Here is a 16,673-nt window from a genome sequence, read left to right on the forward strand (position 1 = left end):
GCAGCCCGCTCAGGGCTCGGGCAGTTCGGCAATCACGTCGGCGTGAGCGGCGTCGAAGCTGAAATAGCCTCTGATGGGCAGTGTTTCGGGCAGCGGGTCCTCGTAGGTCCACGCGACGTCTGCCTCGGCGGCGGCCCAATACGTCGCGTAGCCCTTGTAGTTGCAGTAGCTCGTGGTGTCGGTCTTGTGTAGCAGATCGGTGCGCACATGCTCGGGTTTGACGTAAAGCCTTGGCGGCAAGGCAGTCTCGAAGACGATTACGGTGTCGTCGGTGTCGACCAGCGTGGTGCCGTCGACGCTTACGCTGAGACGTCGTCTGGTCGGTCGGCAGTCGACGCGGTGATACGGGTTCGGCGGGTAATGAACCAGCTTGCGGCCCTCCTCGAACCACGCGTCGACGGCGTCCCACGGCACGGACAGGTAGCCGGGTGCCTCTGGTTCAGCTTCGTTCGGCAGCTCGGATGCCGCGTCGGTGGGAAATGCGTAGCTGAGCGTCCGGTCCGGCCGGTGGATCAAGAGTGCCTTCTCGGTGTCGATGACGAGGCGCCCGTCCTTGTATGCCTGGATGCGGCGCGGATGCGGCTCGATGTAGACGACTTTCCCGGTCAGGTCGGGCGGTATCGGGGGAACGAAGCGCCCGGCAGGATGACTGCTCAACGGACCGCGGCCGGTTACCAGGCTCATGGTGTTCCTCCGATGTCGGGCTCTATTGTCGGACCCCTATCTTTCCCTTCGAACCCCTGCCCGACGACCCGCCGTTCTAGCCCGGCTGGTTAGTGTTCCACCCATGGCGGGACCGGTGGAAGGCATCAAGGTCGTCGAACTCGGGGTGTGGGTCGCCGGGCCGGCGACCGGAGGCATCCTGGCGGACTGGGGTGCCGACGTCGTCAAGATCGAACCGCCGACCGGTGATCCCGGGCGGTTGTTCGGCCGGATGTTGGGTTGCGACCTCGGCGTGAACCCGCCTTTCGAGATGGACAACCGGTCCAAGCGCAGCGTCGTGCTGGACCTCACCACCGAAGCCGGACGCGAGACCGCGCTCGAATTGCTCGATGACGCAGACGTTTTCGTCACGAATGTGCGACCCGGGGCGCTGCAACGGCTGGGGCTGGACTACGAGCAAGTCGCCGCACGCAATCCGAGATTGGTCTACGGCCTGATCACCGGCTACGGCGAAGCCGGCCCCGACGCCGACCGCGCTGCGTACGACGTCGCCGCATTCTGGTCGCGCGGCGGCATCGCCCACCTGCTCACCCGGCCCGGCGACACGCCGCCGTTCCAGCGCGGCGGGATGGGTGATCACTCGGCGGGCATGACGCTGGCGGCCGCCGTGTGCGCGGCGCTGCTGGCCCGCGAACGTACCGGGGAGGGCCAACTGGTGACCACGTCGCTGTACCGGCAGGGCGCCTACACGGTCAGCTTCGACCTGAACACCTACCTGCTCACCGGCCAGCCGATCGCGATCGGGCAACGCGCAACGATGGGCAACCCGTGCATGAACAACTACGCCGCGGGCGACGGTCGCCGATTCTGGATCGTCGGCCTGGAGGTCGACCGGCACTGGCCGGCACTGTGCCGGGTGGTCGGCCGTCCCGAGTGGCTGACGCAATATCCGGACGCCCGGGCCCGCGCCGTCAACGCGGTGCCGCTGATCGCCGCGCTGGACGAGATCTTCGCGACCCGCTCGCTCGACGAATGGGCCGAGCTGTTCGCCGCCGAACCGGACTTCTTCTGGTCGCCGATCAACACGCTCGAGGACATCGTGGCCGACGAACAGTTCCACGCGTCCGGCGGCATCGTGGACGTGCCGAACCCCGACGGCGACGTACCGATGGTGGCCACGCCCGCGGATTTCCACGGAACGCCCTGGTCACCTCGTTCAACGGCCCCCGACCTGGGCCAGCACACCAAGGAAGTACTCGCCGAATTGGCAGCCCGCCGCCAGTTATAGGCAGCGGCGGAACTTTACAAAACTACGCAAAAGTGTCACGCTGTCCACCAGCCCATGACAAGCGCGACAGGCACGGATTGATGGTCACTTCGACGTTCCATATGACGGGCGCGGCGCGACGAAGCCGCGAAGACGGTCAAGCGTTGCAGCATCGGCTCGACGTCCTCGCCACCGACACCGGCGACGTTGTCCTGACGGCCGGCGGATGGCTGTTCGACCGGGTGATGGCGGGTTGGGCGGTCAACGTCCTGCTGCCGCGCGGTTGCGCCGCCCGGCCGCTGCGGATCCTGGGTGCCCAGGTGCTGGAACTCGACGAGCTGGACATGTCGGCCCCGATGAGTGACGCCCTGGCGGTCAGCGTCGAAGCCCTCACCGCCCACGACTGCGTCCGCGAATGGGTACGCAGGGCCGTCGACGATCGGTTGACCGAAGTCGCGCTGTGGGGCCGGCAGTGGCCGCTGGGAATGGCGCGCGGGATGACCAGGACCGACTACACCCTGAGTGCCGCCGCCCGAGCCTTCAAGGGGCAGGCGCTGCGCGCAGCCGAAATCCCGTATCGGTCAATCGATCCCACCGAAACGATGTTCACCGACTCGGCTCGGCTCGGGTGACCGGGACACGATGAAGAAGTACTACCGCCACACGCTGCTGTACCTGCACGAAACCATCGACCTTGGCTCCGGGCGCAGCGACCGCTTCACCGAAGTCTTCACCGCCACCTACCAACCGATGATGGAAGACCTCGGCGCCCGGCTCTTCGCGATCTGGGAGTCCACCCCCTACAACGGCCACTGGCCCCAGGTCACCGTCATCTGGGAGATCGACGCCTTCGCCGACTACGCCCGAATCGGTGCCGCGCAGGCTCCCGGCGGCAGCCACGAGACCGCGGCCGCCCAGTGGCAGGAATTCCTGGCCGGTATCGGCGCCTCCGGGGAGGGCCGGATCATGTACCCCGGCCCCAGCAACAGGACGCTGGCTCAACTGCGGGAAGCCAATTTCGCTGCGCCGCTGGTGATTCAGGAGATCATGCAGACCAAGCCCGGCCGGCAGGACGACTACATCCGCGAACTGGAGCGGCTCTACGTGCCGTGGTCGGAAAGCACCGGAAAATACTGGCTTGGCTCGTTCACCACCACCTTCCGATTCAACGAGGTGATCCACTACTGGGCGCTCGAAGGTGGCTGGGAGTGCTTCGCCAATCACTACCCGTCCTGGAAGGACAGCCCGCCGGCCGAGATCGTCACCTGGATGAGCGTTGCGCCGGCACTGCGCGACGGCTGGGAGGACTCCATCCTGCAGGCGTTACCGCCGTCGCCGTTGCAATGAGCGAATTCTCCTACGATCCATTCGATCCGGAGGTGATGGCGAACCCGCCGGCGTACTACCGCATCCTGCGCGACGAACATCCGGTGTATTACCTGCCGCAGTGGGATACGTTCGCGCTTTCCCGATTCGAGGACATCTGGCGGGTGCTGGAGGTCAACGACGGAACCTTTGTGGCATCCGAAGGCACGTTGCCACCGGCGTCGGTGCTGGCCAAGCACAACGACGGCCCGGTCGCCGATCCGCCGTTGCACCCCTTGCCGTTTCACGCGGTGTTCGACGCGGACCTGTATGGCGAGATCCGCCGCGCGCACTCCCAACCGTTCCGGCCACGTTCGGTTACCGCACTGGAAGCCAGAATCCGCGAGCTGGCCAACGAACGCCTGGACCTGCTGTTGCCGCGCGGCGAATTCGACCTGACCCAGGAGTACGGCGGCATCGTCGCGGCATCGATGGTGTGCGAACTGCTCGGCATATCAGTCGATCTCGCGCCGCAGGTGCTGGCCGCCGTCAATGCCGGTAGTCTCGCCCAGCCCGGTGAAGGCGTCGACACCGCCGAGTCCCGGCCCAACTATCTGCAATTTTTGATTCCGGTGGTGGAACGGCACCGGGCCGGTCAGGGCGATGCGCTTCCGATAGTCGACGGGCTGCTCGGTTACCACCTGCCGGACGGCAGCGCGCTCAGCGACACCGAGGTCGCCACCCAGATGCTGTGCGTCTTCATCGGCGGCACCGAGACCGTACCCAAGATCGTGGCGACGGGCCTGTGGGAGCTCAGCCAACGACCCGACCAGATGGCAGCGGTACGAGCCGATCTCGCCCGAAACGTGCAAATCGCCCGCGAGGAGATACTGCGGTATTGCGCGCCGGCGCAATGGTTTGCCCGCACCGCCCGCAAACCCTTCACCATTCACGGCCAGACGATCCAACCGGGACAGCGCGTCATCACGCTGCTCGCCTCGGCCAACCGGGACGAGCGGGAATACCCCGATCCCGACGAGTTCATCTGGGACAGGCCGATAAAGCGTTCCCTGGTCTTCGGCCGCGGCCAGCATTTCTGCCTCGGCTTCCACCTCGCCCGACTGGAAGTCGCTGTGCTACTGCAGGAATGGCTGAAAAGAGTGCCGGACTTCGCGATCCGCGGCGACCGGGCAACCCGGCTGCCGTCGAGCTTCCAGTGGGGCTGGAACAACATCCCGGTGGAGGTCTGACGTGTGGTCCTACCGGATCATCGCCCCCTTTCTGTTCGAACGGACCGACATCGCGGAAAAGACGTCCGAGGGCCTCACGGATGGGCAAGTGCTGCTCGGCTTTTCGGCCGCGGGAGTCTGCGGCAGCGACCTGCCTGCGTTCCGCGGGTCCCGGGGCCGCCTGCCCGGTGACGACGGGCGCAGCGGGCCGGAAAAGGACGGCTTTCCGATCCACGAGGTCGCCGGTGAGGTGATCGCCAGCCGGCACCCCGAGCACCGTCCGGGTGACCTGGTGGTGGGTTGGGCCTCCGGCTTCGACGGCATGATGGAGCGTGTGGTCAGCATTGGCGACGGACTGGCACGCTACGACCCGGTGCTCACCCCCGCACAGGCGGTCGGGCTGCAACCGCTGGCCTGCGTCCTGTACGCCTGCGAGCAGCTGCCGGATCTGGCCGGACGGCACGTGGCGATCATCGGACAGGGATCGATCGGCCTGCTGTTCTCCTACGTCGCCAAGGCATTCGGGGCCCGGCGCGTCACCGGCGTCGATCCCGTCGACCGCGAAAGCCTCAGCGGCACATTCGGAGTCGACGAGGCAGTCCGCGCCACCAGCGACAGGTGGGTCAGCCAACTGGTTCCCGCCGACCGGGCCGACGTGGTCATCGAGGCGGTCGGCCATCAGGTCGCCACCTTGGGCCACGCCATCGACGCTGCCGCTCCCGGCGGTACCGTGTTCTACTTCGGTGTCGCCGATGACGACGCCTATCCGATCAACATGCGCGCCATGCTGCGCAACAACCTGACGCTGAAATCCGGTGTGACACTGGACCGGCGGCGGATGCTGAAACAAGCCGCCGAGTTCGCGGCCGAGCACCCCGAACTGCTCGAGGCGTATCTGACGCACACCTTCGCCGTCGACGACGTCCAGGCCGCGTTCGACCTCGCCTGCCGACCGGTCCCCGAGCGGGTCAAGATCGCGATCTGCCGATGAGCATCTTCCAAAGCGACCTGCGGCAGATCATCTGGGGTGGCTGGGTCACCGGCCCGACGCTGATCGGCCCCGAAGAGTTCGCCAAGGCCGGCTACGACTACGTCGGATTCGACACCCAGCACGGCTATCTGGACGACGCCGACGTCGCCGGGATGCTGAGGCGGCTGGAACACGTGCCGATCACCACCGCCGTCCGGCTCCCGAATGCCGACCCGGCGCCGATCGGCCGGGTCCTCGACGCCGGCGCGGACGCCGTCATCATCGCGATGATCGAGTCGGCGGACCAGGCCGCCGCGGCGGTCGCGGCCACCCGCTTCCCGCCCGCCGGGGTGCGCAGCTTCGGCCCGTTGCGGGCCAGCCTCGGACACGACCCGGCAGCGCTGGAATCGAGGGTGAGCGTCTTCGCCATGATCGAGACCGCGGCCGCGGTCTCCGGCATCGAGGAGATCTGCGCCGTAGCCGGCCTGGCCGGAATCTATGTCGGCCCAGCCGATCTGGCGCTCTCGATGGGTGTCGGCGTGGTGGGCGCGTTGGCCAATCAGCAGGTCCTGGCAGCGATCTCCCGTATTCACCGGACGGCCACCGACGCGGGCCTCATCACCGGAATCCACGGCAGCGACGGGAAGACCGGAAACACATTGGCCAAGATGGGGTTCCAGATGATCACCCTGGCGGCCGAATCGCAGGCGCTGCGCCGCGGGGCCACCGAACACCTGCGTGAGGCGACCGCGCAATGAGCGACGAGATCCGCGACCTGTTGGCCCGCTACGCGCTGGCCCTCGACACCCACGACGTCGCCGAGGGATTGGCGGTGTTCACCGAGGACGCCGAATTCGTCGCCTACGGGAAGACATACTCCGGCCACACCGGTATCGGCGCGATGTTCGACCAGGCGCCACGCGGCTTACACCTGTTGGGCGCCATCAGCGTCGACGTCGCCAACGACACTGCGACCGCGCGATCGCAGGTGTTGTTCGTCAACGACACGGAGCTGCGACCCGGGCACTACGAAGACGAGCTGGTGCGCAGCGAGGGCACATGGCTGATCCGCCGCCGTCAGTTCCACAGGGCCGCAACATGACCCGCGTGGCATTGGTCACCGGTGCCGCCGGCGGGCAGGGCCGGGTGATCGTCACCAAGCTGCGCGCCAACGGCTACTCGGTGGCCGCCGCTGACTTGAGCCCGCTGCCAAACGAATTGGACGGCGACGACGAGGTGCTGGACGTCCGGCTGGACATCACCGACCCGGCCCAGTGGGATGCCGCCGTCGCTGCCACGGTCGAGCGATTCGGGTCGCTGACCACCCTGGTCAACAATGCCGGGATGCTGCATCGCGCCGCGCTGGCCGAGGAGACCGTCGACGATTTCGAAAACTCCTGGAGGGTCAACTGTCTAGGTGCGTTCCTGGGCATGCGGGCGGCCTTGCCGCAACTGCGGAAAGCTCAGAACGCCGCGATCGTCAACATCTGCAGCACCGGCGCGATCCGGCCGTTCCCGCAGCACTGTGCCTACGGCTCGGCGAAATGGGCGCTGCGCGGCCTGACTCAGACCGCCGCCGCCGAACTCGCCCCGGACGGCATCCGCGTCAACGCCGTCTTCCCAGGTCCGATTGCCACACCGATGCTTGACGAGAACATCCAGCAGCGGTTGGCCGCGGTGGCGATGTTCGGTCGGCTCGGCCAACCGACCGAGATCGCCGACGCGGTCGCCTTTCTGGTGTCCGAGGCGGCGTCCTTCATCACCGGCTCGGAACTGGTCGTCGACGGTGGGCAATGCCTGCAGATCCGATGATCCAGGCCGTCGACCGGTTGCATCCGGCGCTGCGTGCCGTAGCCGTCACCCGGACGATCTTCACCGCCGAAGCGATCCCGCTGATCCGTGAATCGATGAACCAGCGTCGCGCCGACAGCGTCGGGGACGCCGCGGGCTTGGACATCGAGGACACGCACGCCGACACGGTGCCGGTGCGGATCTACCGGGGCGGCGCGCCGCCGGCACCGGCGGTTATCTACTGTCACGCAGGCGGTTTCGCGCTGGGCAACCTCGACACCGACCACCGGCAGTGCATCGAACTCGCCCGTCGCGCCCGGTGTTCGGTGGTTTCGGTGGACTACCGACTGGCGCCGGAGCACCCTTTCCCGGCCGCGCTGGAAGACGCTGTCACCGTGCTCAATTGGGTGGTCGCCAACGCAGCGGAACTCGATGTGGATCCGGCTCGGCTGGCCGTCGCCGGCAGCAGCGCCGGCGCCGCGCTGGCCGCTTGCCTGGCACACGGTTCCGCCGACAAAGCGTTGCCGCCGTTGCTCTTTCAGCTGCTGCACCAACCGGTGCTGGACGACCGTCGTACCCAATCCATGACCGAATTCCGTGCCACCCCGGCCTTCGACGGTGAGGGCGCGCAGCTGATGTGGCATCACTATCTGGGCGGGCAGGCCCCGTCGCACGCCTCCGTTCCCGCCCGGCGAGGCGAATTGACCGGCCTGCCAGCCACATTGATCACCTGCGCGGAGATCGACCCGTTCCGCGACGAAGCGGTCGAATATGCGCTGCGCTTGCTGCGCGCCGGGGTCGGCACCGGGCTGCACGTATTCCCCGGTGCCTGCCACGGATTCGATTCGCTGCTACCCGAATGGTCGGCCAGCCAACGGCTGTTCGCGCTGCAGGGCGAGGCGCTGGCGAAGGCGTTTTACGGCGATCAGTAGTTGTCGCTGGGCGGTCGCGGACCCGGCAGATCCAGCAACAACCGCGCGCCACCAAGCGGGCTCGCCTGCAAAGACGCGGTGCCGCCGTGCAATTCGGCCTGCTGTGCCACCAGCGCCAGGCCGAGACCCGACCCTGAATGCGACGCGGTGGATCCGCGGGAGAACCGGTCGAAGACCGACTCGCGCTCATGTTCGGGCACGCCGGTTCCGTCGTCGTCGACGGCGATCTGCACTCCCGCGCGCGAACTCACCGCCGAGAGCTGCACTTGGTCGGCGTGACCGTGCTTGACCGCGTTGGCGATCGCGTTGTCCACCGCGAGCCGCAGCCCGGTCGGCAGACCGAGCATCAACAACGTCGGCGATGGCAGCAACGACACCGTCAGCTCGGGATAGATGCGCTCGGCGTCGTGTGCCGCGCGATCCAGCAGTTCGGTGATGTCCACCGGCACGAAATCGTCGGTGGTGATGGTCTGCCCTTGGGCCAGCCGTTCCAGCGCGGACAGGGTGGCCTCGATACGACTCTGGGTGCGCATCACGTCGGCCATCACCTCTTCGCGCTGCTTGGCGGGCAGCTCCAGGGTGGCCAGCACCTCCAGGTTGGTCCGCATCGCCGTCAACGGCGTGCGCAACTCGTGGGAGGCGACGGAAGCGAAGTCGCGGGCCGAGTCCAGCGCGTCCTTGGTGCGCTGCTGCTCGTCGCCGATCCGGGCCAGCATGCCTTCGACGGCCTCGGCGATCTCCACCGCTTCCCAGACCCCGCGGACCTGCACCTCGTCCGGGTTGGACTGCGCGTTGATGGCGCGGGCCTGCTGGGCCAGCAACCGGAACGGGTTGATCATGATCAGCCACATGACGCTGCCGACCAGGAAAGTGCCGACGATGACGCTGCCGCAGATCAGCAGGACCCGCAGGTGCAGCTGGTCGATGCGGTCTTCGGCTTCGGACAGCGGCGCACCGAGCGCGACGGTGGCGTCTCCCGCGGTGAACGTGCGCACCCGATAAGGGACCCCGTTGATCGCGGTGGAGGCGTAGCCCACCGGCAACGCGGGCAGCACGACGCCGCTCGGCACGGACATGGTGTTGGCGCCCACCCGCACGGTGCGAACCAGGCTGTCGTCCGGCGCAACCTGATCGGTGGGCGAACGCTGCGGGCTGGTCAGCAGGGTGGCGACGTCACCCAGGCTGCTCACCGAGTCGAGCCGCCGGTCCAGTTGGCTGTACTGGTCGTTGGTGACGCCGACCCACACCCAGGTGCCCAGGATGATGACCAGCGCGATCACCGACAGCGCGGCCACGATCACGATCGTGCGCAACGAGACCAGCGGCAACGGCAGCCGCAGCAGGCGGTACACCCGGTCGTTGATCGTCATATGTCGGTCCTCGATCAGAAAGTGATCAGCTGACGGACGGCGGTGCCGTCGGCCAGATGGTCCATCGCCTCGTTGATGTCGTCCAACCGAACGGTCGCCGAGACCAGCTTTTCCACCGGCAGCCGGCCTGACTGCCACAACTCAACGAAGCGGGGAATGTCGCGGCTGGGCACCGCCGAGCCCAGGTAGCTCCCGATCAGCGAGCGGCCTTCGGCGACAAAGCCCAACGGAGACAGACTGATTCGCGCATCGGGCCGGGGCAGCCCGACCGTGACGGTCCGCCCCCCGGGCGCGGTCAGCGCGATCGCCGTCTCCAGCGCGACGGGATGTCCGACGGCCTCGATCACCACGTCGGCCTTGACCCCTGTGGCCTGCTCCGGGGTATAGGTCTCGTGAGCGCCCAAAGCGGTTGCCGCAGAAAGCTTTTGCGGTAGCTGATCGATGCCGATCACCCGGACCCCGGGATAGGTCAATGCGGTGAGCACCGCGGCCATGCCGACGCCTCCGAGGCCGACGACGGCGACCGATTGGCCCGGCCGCGGGTCGCCCACGTTGAGCACCGCGCCGCCGCCGGTGAGTACCGCGCAGCCCAGCAGGGCGGCGACCCCCGGCGGCACGTCGGGCGGTACCGCGACCGCGCTGGCCGCGTTGACCACCGCGTGGGAAGCGAAACCCGAAACGCCCAGGTGGTGATACACCGGATGGCCGGTGCGGTTCAGGCGGATCCCGCCGCCGAGCAGAGTGCCGGCGTTGTTGGCCGCGCTGCCCGGCTCACACGGCGTCAATCCCTGTGTCGCGCACGCCGGACACTGCCCGCAGCGCGGCAGGAACACCAGCACCACCCGTTGCCCGACCCGCAATTCCGTCACCCCGTCGCCGAGCGCTTCGACGATCCCCGCGGCTTCGTGACCCAGCAACATCGGCGTCGGCCGGACCCGGTTGCCGTCCACGACCGACAGGTCGGAGTGGCACACCCCGGCGGCTTCCACGCGGACCAGCACCTCGCCCGCGCCCGGTCCGGCCAGCTCCAGGTCGGTGACGCTGATCGGCCGGGATTGCGCGTACGGCCGTGGCGCACCGATCCGCTCCAGCACCGCGCCCCGGATCGCCAGCATGCTGGAATACAACCATGAGTTCAGTGCCTGCTGTGCCGGACGGCCTGACCAGCAGCGACTTCCCGGTGCTGTGGCCGGTGCTCACCCGCTGGGCCGACAACGACATGTTCGGCCACCTCAACAACGCCGTCTACTACCAGCTCTTCGACACCGCGATCAACGGCTGGATCGCCACCGAGGCCGGCGTCGATCCGCTCACCATCCCCGAACTGGGCATCGTCGCGGAGTCGGGCTGCCGGTACCTCTCCTCTCTGGGCTTCCCGGACCGCCTGACCGTGGGCCTGGCGGTCAGCCGGCTCGGCCGCAGCAGCGTCACCTACCGCCTGGGCATCTTCAAGACCTCGGAAAACGCGCAACCGATCGCGGCGCTCGGGCATTGGGTGCACGTCTACGTCGACCGGGACACCCGCCGACCGGTCCCGATCCCCGACGCCATCCGGTCGCTGCTGGCAACCGCCTGCGCCGACTAGCCGCCCCAGTATGCTTCGCCAATGCCAGTTTTGAGTAAGACGGTCGAGGTCAGCGCCGATGCCGCGGCAATCATGGGCATCGTCTCCGACATCGAGCGGTACCCGGAATGGAACGAAGGGGTCAAGGGTGCCTGGGTACTGGCCCGCTACGACGACGGCCGCGCCAGCCAGGTACGCCTGGACACCTCCGTGCAAGGCCTCGATGGCGTCTACATCCACGCCGTGTACTACCCCGGCGAGAACCAGATCCAGACCGTGATGCAGCAGGGCGACCTGTTCACCAAGCAGGAACAGTTGTTCAGCGTGGTACCGGTAGGCGCCAACAGCCTGCTGACCGTGGACATCGACGTCGAGCCCAGCATGCCGGTGCCGCCGCCGATGGTGAAGATGCTGCTGAACAACGTGCTGGAGCAGCTGGCGGCCAACGTCAAACAGCGCGCCGAGCAGCTGGGCGCGGGCTAGGGGCCGCCGGATGGCCGGACTCAGCATCCGTCAGGCTTCTGGCGTGAAGCCTGGGCTTTGCTCGTGAAACCTGGGCTTTGCGCGTGAATCCTGGGCGTTGCGCGTGAAACCTGGGCTTTGCGCGTGAAACCTGGGCGGGATCCCGACGATTTTCCCGCCCAGGCTTCACACCGGACGCCGTCACTTCACACCCAAAGCCAAGGCTTCACAACCGAAGTCACGCAGCAACCGAAACGGCATATCCTGCTGGCGCGGACCCTCGTGCACTCAGCGGCCGCAACGCCTCAAGAGTTGAAGATCCCGCTTCGGTCCAGCGCTTCGGTCAGCCGCTCGGCCGCATCGGTGAACTGCCAGACCGTGTGTTTGATCGCGGCCTTGGCGTCGCGGCGGCGCAGCGCCGCGATCAGCTGACGGTGGTTGCCGACCGCTGCCTCACCCCATCGCGGATCGGCGGCATACATCTGCGCCGGCATGTAGCGCGCCGCGTTGAGCAGGAACCAGGCCAGCTTGATCCGTCCGCTGGCGTGGTTGAACACGCGATGGAAGGAGAACTCATAGGTCGCGATGGCCTCGGCGTCGCCGGCCACGACGGCCTTGGACAACAGATCGTTGAGGCGCTCCAGCTCGACGATCTCGATCTCGGTGATGCGGTCCGTCGCGGTGACCGCCAGCTCGCGGGCGATGGTGGCCTGCAGCCAGAAGATGTCCTTGATGTCCTCGCGGGTCAACGGCAGCACCACGTGGCCGCGGTGCGGCTCGAGCTGCACCATGCCTTCGCCGCGCAGCTTCAACAGCGCCTCGCGCACCGGGGTGATGCTCACCCCGAGTTCGGCGGCGGTGTCGTCGAGCCGGATGAACGTCCCCGGGCGGAGCTTGCCGGACATGATCGCGGCGCGCAGGTGACCGGCGACCTCGTCGGACAGCTGTGAGCGCCGCAGCGGACGAGCGCGCCGGGGTTTGGACGACGCTGCCGACAAAGGTGCGTTCACGTGCCCTGCCAGGTCTTTCAGCCGCTTATCGGGTCTCTACCGTGTCGTTTCGAGGCCTTGTTAACGGCTGCCGTGCCCGTTAATGTGACCCAGACAACACATGTTTTATCAAATATCAGTCTGACGCAAGCGGTGCGCAAGTGAAGGGACGGAACTGGTTGACCGCGCAACTCGCCGGCCACGTGACACAGGCCGAAGCCCACGAGCAGCCTTACCTCGCTCGGCGGCAGAACTGGGTCAACCAGCTCGAGCGGCACGCCATGATGCAGCCGCAGGCGCCCGCGCTGCGGTTCCTGGGCGACACCCTGACGTGGGCCGGACTGCGGGACCGCGTCGCCGCGCTCGCCGGAGCGCTCAACCGGCGCGGAGTCGGTTTCGGCGACCGGGTGATGGTCCTGATGCTCAACCGCACCGAGTTCGTCGAGTCGGTACTGGCGGCCAACATGCTCGGCGCGATCGCGGTACCGCTGAACTTCCGGCTGACCCCCGCCGAGATCGCCTTCCTGGTCGAGGACAGCGGCGCGCGGGTGATCATTACCGAAGCGGTCCTGGCCAAGGTGGCCACCGGCGTGCGTGACATCGCGGCGCTGCTGGAGACGGTGGTGGTCGCGGGTTCGGCGGCGGACACGACGCCAGACAACGATGTCCTCTTCTATGAAGACCTTATGAATGAGGTCGGCGACAGGCCGGCACCGGTCGACATCCCGAACGAATTGCCGGCCCTGATCATGTACACCTCGGGGACTACCGGGCGGCCCAAGGGTGCGGTGCTGACCCACACCAACCTGACCGGGCAGACCATGACGATGCTCTACACCAACGGGGTGGATCTCAACAACGACGTCGGCTTCGTCGGCGTCCCGTTGTTCCACATCGCCGGGGTCGGCAACCTGCTCAGCGGGTTGCTGCTCGGCGTCCCGACGGTGATCTATCCGCTCGGCGCTTTCGATCCCGGACAACTGCTCGACGTGCTGGAGGCCGAGAAGGTGACCGGACTGTTCCTGGTCCCCGCACAGTGGCAGGCGGTGTGCGCCGAGCAGCAGGCAAGACCGCGCGACCTACGGTTGCGCACGATGTCGTGGGGTGCCGCGCCCGCGCCAGATGTGTTGCTGCGCCAGATGTCTGAGATGTTCCCGGGCACCCAGATACTCGCCGCGTTCGGGCAGACGGAGATGTCCCCGGTCACCTGCATGCTGCTGGGCGACGACGCGATCCGCAAGCGCGGATCGGTGGGCAAGGTGATCCCGACGGTCGCCGCGCGGGTGGTCGACGACGACATGAACGACGTGCCGGTCGGCGAGATCGGGGAAATCGTCTATCGCGCACCGACATTGATGAGTGGCTATTGGAACAACCCGGAGGCCACCGCCGAAGCCTTCGCTGGCGGCTGGTTCCATTCCGGGGACCTGGTGCGGATGGACGCCGACGGCTACGTCTGGGTGGTCGACCGCAAGAAGGACATGATCATCTCCGGCGGCGAGAACATCTACTGCGCCGAGGTGGAGAACGTATTGGCTGGTCATCCACGCTTCGTCGAGGTCGCGGTGATCGGGCGCAGCGACGAGAAATGGGGCGAGGTGCCCGTCGCGGTGGCCGCTGTAACGGAAGGCCACCTGAACATCGAAGAGTTGGATGAGTACCTGACCGAGCGGCTTGCGAGGTACAAGCATCCCAAGGCGCTCGAGATCGTGGACGCCCTGCCCCGCAACCCCGCCGGGAAGGTGCTCAAGACTGAACTGCGGGTGCGGTACGGGATGCGAAAAGATATCGAAAGGCGTTCTGCGACAACAGAATCAACAACAGGAGAGGTAAGCTGACGGGGCTCAAAATGTTTGCCAGGTGCTGACAAAGTGTCAAATGTCGAGTTGCAGTACACACGCGGACGACCATCGGGTACATTCCTGTAGTCTCCGTTACTACCTGCCGGTAGGGAGCGCTGGGTCACATCCGTAGGGTCGGGCAAGGAGGAGGCGTGCAACACCATTCGCCGCAGCATTGCCTCGACGCGGGCGGCCCGTAGGTGAGGGGGCAATCGTGACGACATCTTCTCGTCCGCAGCTGCTGGGCTACGTTCGCGACCAGCTGGAGACACCGCTGACGATGATCGGCGGGTTCTTCCGGATGTGCGTGCTGATCGGCCGCGCGTTGTTCCGCCGACCGTTCCAGTGGCGCGAGCTGATTCAGCAGTGCTGGTTCATCATGCGGGTCGCGCTGCTGCCAACGATCATGGTCTCGATCCCGCTGACCGTGCTGCTGATCTTCACCCTCAACGTGCTGCTCGCTCAGTTCGGCGCCGCGGACCTGTCCGGCGCGGGCGCGGCGATCGGCGCGGTCACCCAGCTCGGTCCGCTGACCACGGTGCTGGTGGTGGCCGGTGCCGGCTCGACAGCTATCTGCGCCGACCTGGGCGCCCGCACCATCCGCGAGGAGATCGACGCGATGGAGGTGTTGGGCATCGACCCGATCCACCGTCTCGTGGTCCCCCGGGTGATCGCCGCGACCGTCGTCGCCACCCTGCTCAACGCCCTGGTGATCACCGTGGGACTGGTCGGTGGCTACCTGTTCGGTGTCTACCTGCAGAACGTGTCGGGTGGCGCTTATCTGGCCACGCTGACCACCATCACCGGCCTACCCGAGGTGATCATCGCGATGGTCAAGGCGGCGACCTTCGGGCTGATCGCCGGCCTGGTCGGCTGCTACCGCGGCTTGACGGTCAGCGGCGGTTCCAAGGGTCTGGGCACCGCCGTGAACGAGACCGTGGTGCTGTGCGTGGTCGCGCTGTACGCGGTCAACGTCATCCTGACCACCATCGGGGTGCGATTCGGGACGGGGCGCTGATGTCGACAGCTGTGGTAGTTCGGTCCCGGTTCCCCCGTGCGGTCGCCAATGTCAACAAGTACGCGGGCAGCGTCGGGCGGGGCATGGACACCACAGGTCAGATGGCCTGGTTCATCCTGCGCAGCATCGGGCTGATCCCGCAGACAATCGCGTCGTACCGCAAGGAGACGTTGCGCCTGATCGCCCAGATCGGTATGGGCACCGGTGCGATGGCCGTGGTCGGCGGCACCGCCGCGATCGTCGGTTTCGTGACCCTGTCGGGTAGCTCGCTGGTGGCCATTCAGGGTTTCGCGTCGCTGGGCAACATCGGCGTCGAGGTGTTCACCGGATTCTTCTCGGCGCTGATCAACGTCCGTATCGCCGGGCCCGTCGTCACCGGCATCGCGCTGGCGGCCACGGTCGGCGCCGGTGCCACCGCGGAGCTGGGCGCGATGCGGATCGCCGAAGAGATCGACGCCCTCGAGGTGATGGGCATCAACTCGATCTCGTACCTCACCTCCACCCGGGTGATCGCCGGCCTGGTGGTCATCATCCCGCTGTACGCGCTGGCGATGATCATGTCCTTCTTGTCCCCGCAGATCGTGACGACCGCGCTGTACGGGCAGTCGACAGGTACCTACGAGCATTACTTCCGAACGTTCCTCCGCCCCGACGACGTGTTCTGGTCGTTCCTGGAGGCGATCATCATCGCGTTGATCGTGATGGTGACGCACTGCTACTACGGCTACAACGCCGGCGGCGGGCCGGTCGGCGTCGGCGAAGCCGTGGGCCGATCCATGCGGTTCTCACTGGTATCGGTGCAGATAGTCGTCCTGTCCGCCGCGTTGGCGCTGTACGGCGTCAACCCTAACTTCGCACTGACGGTGTAGCGCCATGACTGGTCCAGGCAGACAGAACAAGATGCCGAGCACGCCCTACAAGACCATCGGCATCACCGCGCTGGTCGTCCTGCTGCTCGTGCTTTCGCTGGTGTACGTACAGTTCCGCGGCGGATTCACGTCCAAGGACAAGGTGACGATGTTCTCCGAGCGGGCCGGGTTGGTCATCGACCCCGGCTCGAAGGTCACCTACAACGGTGTCCAGATCGGCCGGGTCGGTGACATCACGGAGGTCTCCCGCAACGGGAAGCCGGCCGCGAAGTTCACGCTGGAGATCTACCCCCAGTACCTCGGGCCCAACGGCGTGGTGCCGGAGAACGTGGACACCCAGATCAAGGCCACCACTGTGTTCGGTGGCAAGTACGTGTCGCTGACGACGCCCAAGGACGACAAG

At 66.8% G+C, this 16,673-nt stretch carries 19 protein-coding genes; 15 read left to right on the forward strand and 4 right to left on the reverse strand.

Annotated features, from left to right (window positions below; all coding sequences use genetic code 11):
- Positions 1-9: 9 nt before the first annotated feature.
- Entirely contained in the window at positions 10-684 is a 675-nt protein-coding gene (locus tag AC5Y4D_RS02830; RefSeq protein ID WP_500036281.1) for a DUF427 domain-containing protein, read from the reverse strand.
- Positions 685-787: 103 nt separating this feature from the next.
- On the opposite strand from AC5Y4D_RS02830, the gene AC5Y4D_RS02835 reads away from it, so the two are divergent.
- The 9 genes from AC5Y4D_RS02835 to AC5Y4D_RS02875 all read left to right on the forward strand — a co-directional run bounded on the left by AC5Y4D_RS02835 (position 788) and on the right by AC5Y4D_RS02875 (position 8,157).
- On the forward strand, positions 788-1,951 hold the full coding sequence (locus AC5Y4D_RS02835) for a CaiB/BaiF CoA transferase family protein (protein WP_500036282.1): 1,164 nt from the start codon (positions 788-790) through the stop codon (positions 1,949-1,951).
- Between the two features lie 80 nt (positions 1,952-2,031).
- Entirely contained in the window at positions 2,032-2,562 is a 531-nt protein-coding gene (locus tag AC5Y4D_RS02840; RefSeq protein ID WP_500036283.1) for a hypothetical protein, read from the forward strand.
- Positions 2,563-2,572: 10 nt separating this feature from the next.
- The gene (locus tag AC5Y4D_RS02845) at positions 2,573-3,277 is read left to right on the forward strand and encodes an NIPSNAP family protein (protein ID WP_500036284.1); all 705 of its coding nucleotides are present in this window, start codon (positions 2,573-2,575) and stop codon (positions 3,275-3,277) included.
- Entirely contained in the window at positions 3,274-4,485 is a 1,212-nt protein-coding gene (locus AC5Y4D_RS02850; RefSeq protein WP_500036285.1) for a cytochrome P450, read from the forward strand. The genes AC5Y4D_RS02845 and AC5Y4D_RS02850 overlap by 4 nt, the downstream gene beginning before the upstream one ends.
- A 1-nt stretch (position 4,486) precedes the next feature.
- Positions 4,487-5,455, forward strand: a complete 969-nt coding sequence (locus AC5Y4D_RS02855; RefSeq protein ID WP_499946311.1) for a zinc-binding dehydrogenase — start codon at positions 4,487-4,489, stop codon at positions 5,453-5,455.
- Entirely contained in the window at positions 5,452-6,192 is a 741-nt protein-coding gene (locus AC5Y4D_RS02860) for an HpcH/HpaI aldolase family protein (RefSeq protein WP_499946310.1), read from the forward strand. The genes AC5Y4D_RS02855 and AC5Y4D_RS02860 overlap by 4 nt, the downstream gene beginning before the upstream one ends.
- Positions 6,189-6,536 carry a nuclear transport factor 2 family protein gene (locus AC5Y4D_RS02865; RefSeq protein ID WP_499946309.1) on the forward strand — a complete coding sequence of 116 codons (348 nt, stop codon included), beginning with the start codon at positions 6,189-6,191 and terminating at the stop codon, positions 6,534-6,536. The genes AC5Y4D_RS02860 and AC5Y4D_RS02865 overlap by 4 nt, the downstream gene beginning before the upstream one ends.
- Positions 6,533-7,246 carry an SDR family NAD(P)-dependent oxidoreductase gene (locus AC5Y4D_RS02870; RefSeq protein WP_499946308.1) on the forward strand — a complete coding sequence of 238 codons (714 nt, stop codon included), beginning with the start codon at positions 6,533-6,535 and terminating at the stop codon, positions 7,244-7,246. Before AC5Y4D_RS02865 ends, AC5Y4D_RS02870 begins: the two co-directional genes overlap by 4 nt.
- Positions 7,228-8,157 (forward strand): alpha/beta hydrolase, encoded by a 930-nt coding sequence (locus AC5Y4D_RS02875; RefSeq protein WP_500036286.1) that lies wholly within the window; start codon positions 7,228-7,230, stop codon positions 8,155-8,157. The genes AC5Y4D_RS02870 and AC5Y4D_RS02875 overlap by 19 nt, the downstream gene beginning before the upstream one ends.
- On the opposite strand, the gene AC5Y4D_RS02880 is transcribed toward AC5Y4D_RS02875, so the two are convergent.
- A complete protein-coding gene (locus AC5Y4D_RS02880) occupies positions 8,151-9,485 on the reverse strand; it encodes a sensor histidine kinase (protein ID WP_499946346.1) in 1,335 nt (444 codons plus the stop codon). The two genes, AC5Y4D_RS02875 and AC5Y4D_RS02880, sit on opposite strands and share 7 nt — an antisense overlap.
- Before the next feature lie 56 nt (positions 9,486-9,541).
- On the reverse strand, positions 9,542-10,642 hold the full coding sequence (locus tag AC5Y4D_RS02885) for an alcohol dehydrogenase catalytic domain-containing protein (RefSeq protein ID WP_500036287.1): 1,101 nt from the start codon (positions 10,640-10,642) through the stop codon (positions 9,542-9,544).
- A 14-nt stretch (positions 10,643-10,656) separates the two neighbouring features.
- On the opposite strand from AC5Y4D_RS02885, the gene AC5Y4D_RS02890 reads away from it, so the two are divergent.
- Both AC5Y4D_RS02890 and AC5Y4D_RS02895 read left to right on the forward strand, forming a co-directional pair.
- The gene (locus AC5Y4D_RS02890) at positions 10,657-11,112 is read left to right on the forward strand and encodes an acyl-CoA thioesterase (protein ID WP_500036288.1); all 456 of its coding nucleotides are present in this window, start codon (positions 10,657-10,659) and stop codon (positions 11,110-11,112) included.
- 21 nt (positions 11,113-11,133) lie between these two features.
- The gene (locus AC5Y4D_RS02895; protein ID WP_499946304.1) at positions 11,134-11,574 is read left to right on the forward strand and encodes an SRPBCC family protein; all 441 of its coding nucleotides are present in this window, start codon (positions 11,134-11,136) and stop codon (positions 11,572-11,574) included.
- 284 nt (positions 11,575-11,858) lie between these two features.
- Here AC5Y4D_RS02895 and AC5Y4D_RS02900 read toward each other — a convergent pair whose 3' ends face one another.
- Positions 11,859-12,563 carry a GntR family transcriptional regulator gene (locus AC5Y4D_RS02900; protein ID WP_500036289.1) on the reverse strand — a complete coding sequence of 235 codons (705 nt, stop codon included), beginning with the start codon at positions 12,561-12,563 and terminating at the stop codon, positions 11,859-11,861.
- Positions 12,564-12,721: 158 nt separating this feature from the next.
- On the opposite strand from AC5Y4D_RS02900, the gene fadD5 reads away from it, so the two are divergent.
- The 4 genes from fadD5 to AC5Y4D_RS02920 form a co-directional block, all read left to right on the forward strand.
- Complete coding sequence (fadD5, locus tag AC5Y4D_RS02905; RefSeq protein WP_500036297.1) at positions 12,722-14,380, forward strand: fatty-acid--CoA ligase FadD5; 1,659 nt, start codon at positions 12,722-12,724, stop codon at positions 14,378-14,380.
- Between the two features lie 283 nt (positions 14,381-14,663).
- Positions 14,664-15,401, forward strand: a complete 738-nt coding sequence (locus AC5Y4D_RS02910; protein ID WP_499946344.1) for an MlaE family ABC transporter permease — start codon at positions 14,664-14,666, stop codon at positions 15,399-15,401.
- Positions 15,401-16,270, forward strand: coding sequence for an MlaE family ABC transporter permease (locus AC5Y4D_RS02915; RefSeq protein ID WP_499946302.1), 870 nt, complete (start codon positions 15,401-15,403; stop codon positions 16,268-16,270). Before AC5Y4D_RS02910 ends, AC5Y4D_RS02915 begins: the two co-directional genes overlap by 1 nt.
- A gap of 4 nt (positions 16,271-16,274) precedes the next feature.
- Positions 16,275-16,673: MlaD family protein (locus AC5Y4D_RS02920; protein WP_500036290.1), on the forward strand; the 399-nt coding region annotated here is incomplete at its 3' end.

This window comes from Mycobacterium sp. NGS67 (assembly GCF_059812185.1).

Coding starts and splice junctions, on each gene's coding strand:
- AC5Y4D_RS02830 (WP_500036281.1), bottom strand. CDS start 684: ATGAGCCTGGTAACCGGCCGCGGTCCGTTGAGCAGTCATCCTGCCGGG.
- AC5Y4D_RS02850 (WP_500036285.1), top strand. CDS start 3,274: ATGAGCGAATTCTCCTACGATCCATTCGATCCGGAGGTGATGGCGAAC.
- AC5Y4D_RS02890 (WP_500036288.1), top strand. CDS start 10,657: ATGAGTTCAGTGCCTGCTGTGCCGGACGGCCTGACCAGCAGCGACTTC.
- AC5Y4D_RS02835 (WP_500036282.1), top strand. CDS start 788: ATGGCGGGACCGGTGGAAGGCATCAAGGTCGTCGAACTCGGGGTGTGG.
- AC5Y4D_RS02860 (WP_499946310.1), top strand. CDS start 5,452: ATGAGCATCTTCCAAAGCGACCTGCGGCAGATCATCTGGGGTGGCTGG.
- AC5Y4D_RS02875 (WP_500036286.1), top strand. CDS start 7,228: ATGCCTGCAGATCCGATGATCCAGGCCGTCGACCGGTTGCATCCGGCG.
- AC5Y4D_RS02895 (WP_499946304.1), top strand. CDS start 11,134: ATGCCAGTTTTGAGTAAGACGGTCGAGGTCAGCGCCGATGCCGCGGCA.
- AC5Y4D_RS02840 (WP_500036283.1), top strand. CDS start 2,032: ATGGTCACTTCGACGTTCCATATGACGGGCGCGGCGCGACGAAGCCGC.
- AC5Y4D_RS02885 (WP_500036287.1), bottom strand. CDS start 10,642: ATGCTGGCGATCCGGGGCGCGGTGCTGGAGCGGATCGGTGCGCCACGG.
- AC5Y4D_RS02915 (WP_499946302.1), top strand. CDS start 15,401: ATGTCGACAGCTGTGGTAGTTCGGTCCCGGTTCCCCCGTGCGGTCGCC.
- AC5Y4D_RS02910 (WP_499946344.1), top strand. CDS start 14,664: ATGATCGGCGGGTTCTTCCGGATGTGCGTGCTGATCGGCCGCGCGTTG.
- AC5Y4D_RS02870 (WP_499946308.1), top strand. CDS start 6,533: ATGACCCGCGTGGCATTGGTCACCGGTGCCGCCGGCGGGCAGGGCCGG.
- AC5Y4D_RS02865 (WP_499946309.1), top strand. CDS start 6,189: ATGAGCGACGAGATCCGCGACCTGTTGGCCCGCTACGCGCTGGCCCTC.
- AC5Y4D_RS02845 (WP_500036284.1), top strand. CDS start 2,573: ATGAAGAAGTACTACCGCCACACGCTGCTGTACCTGCACGAAACCATC.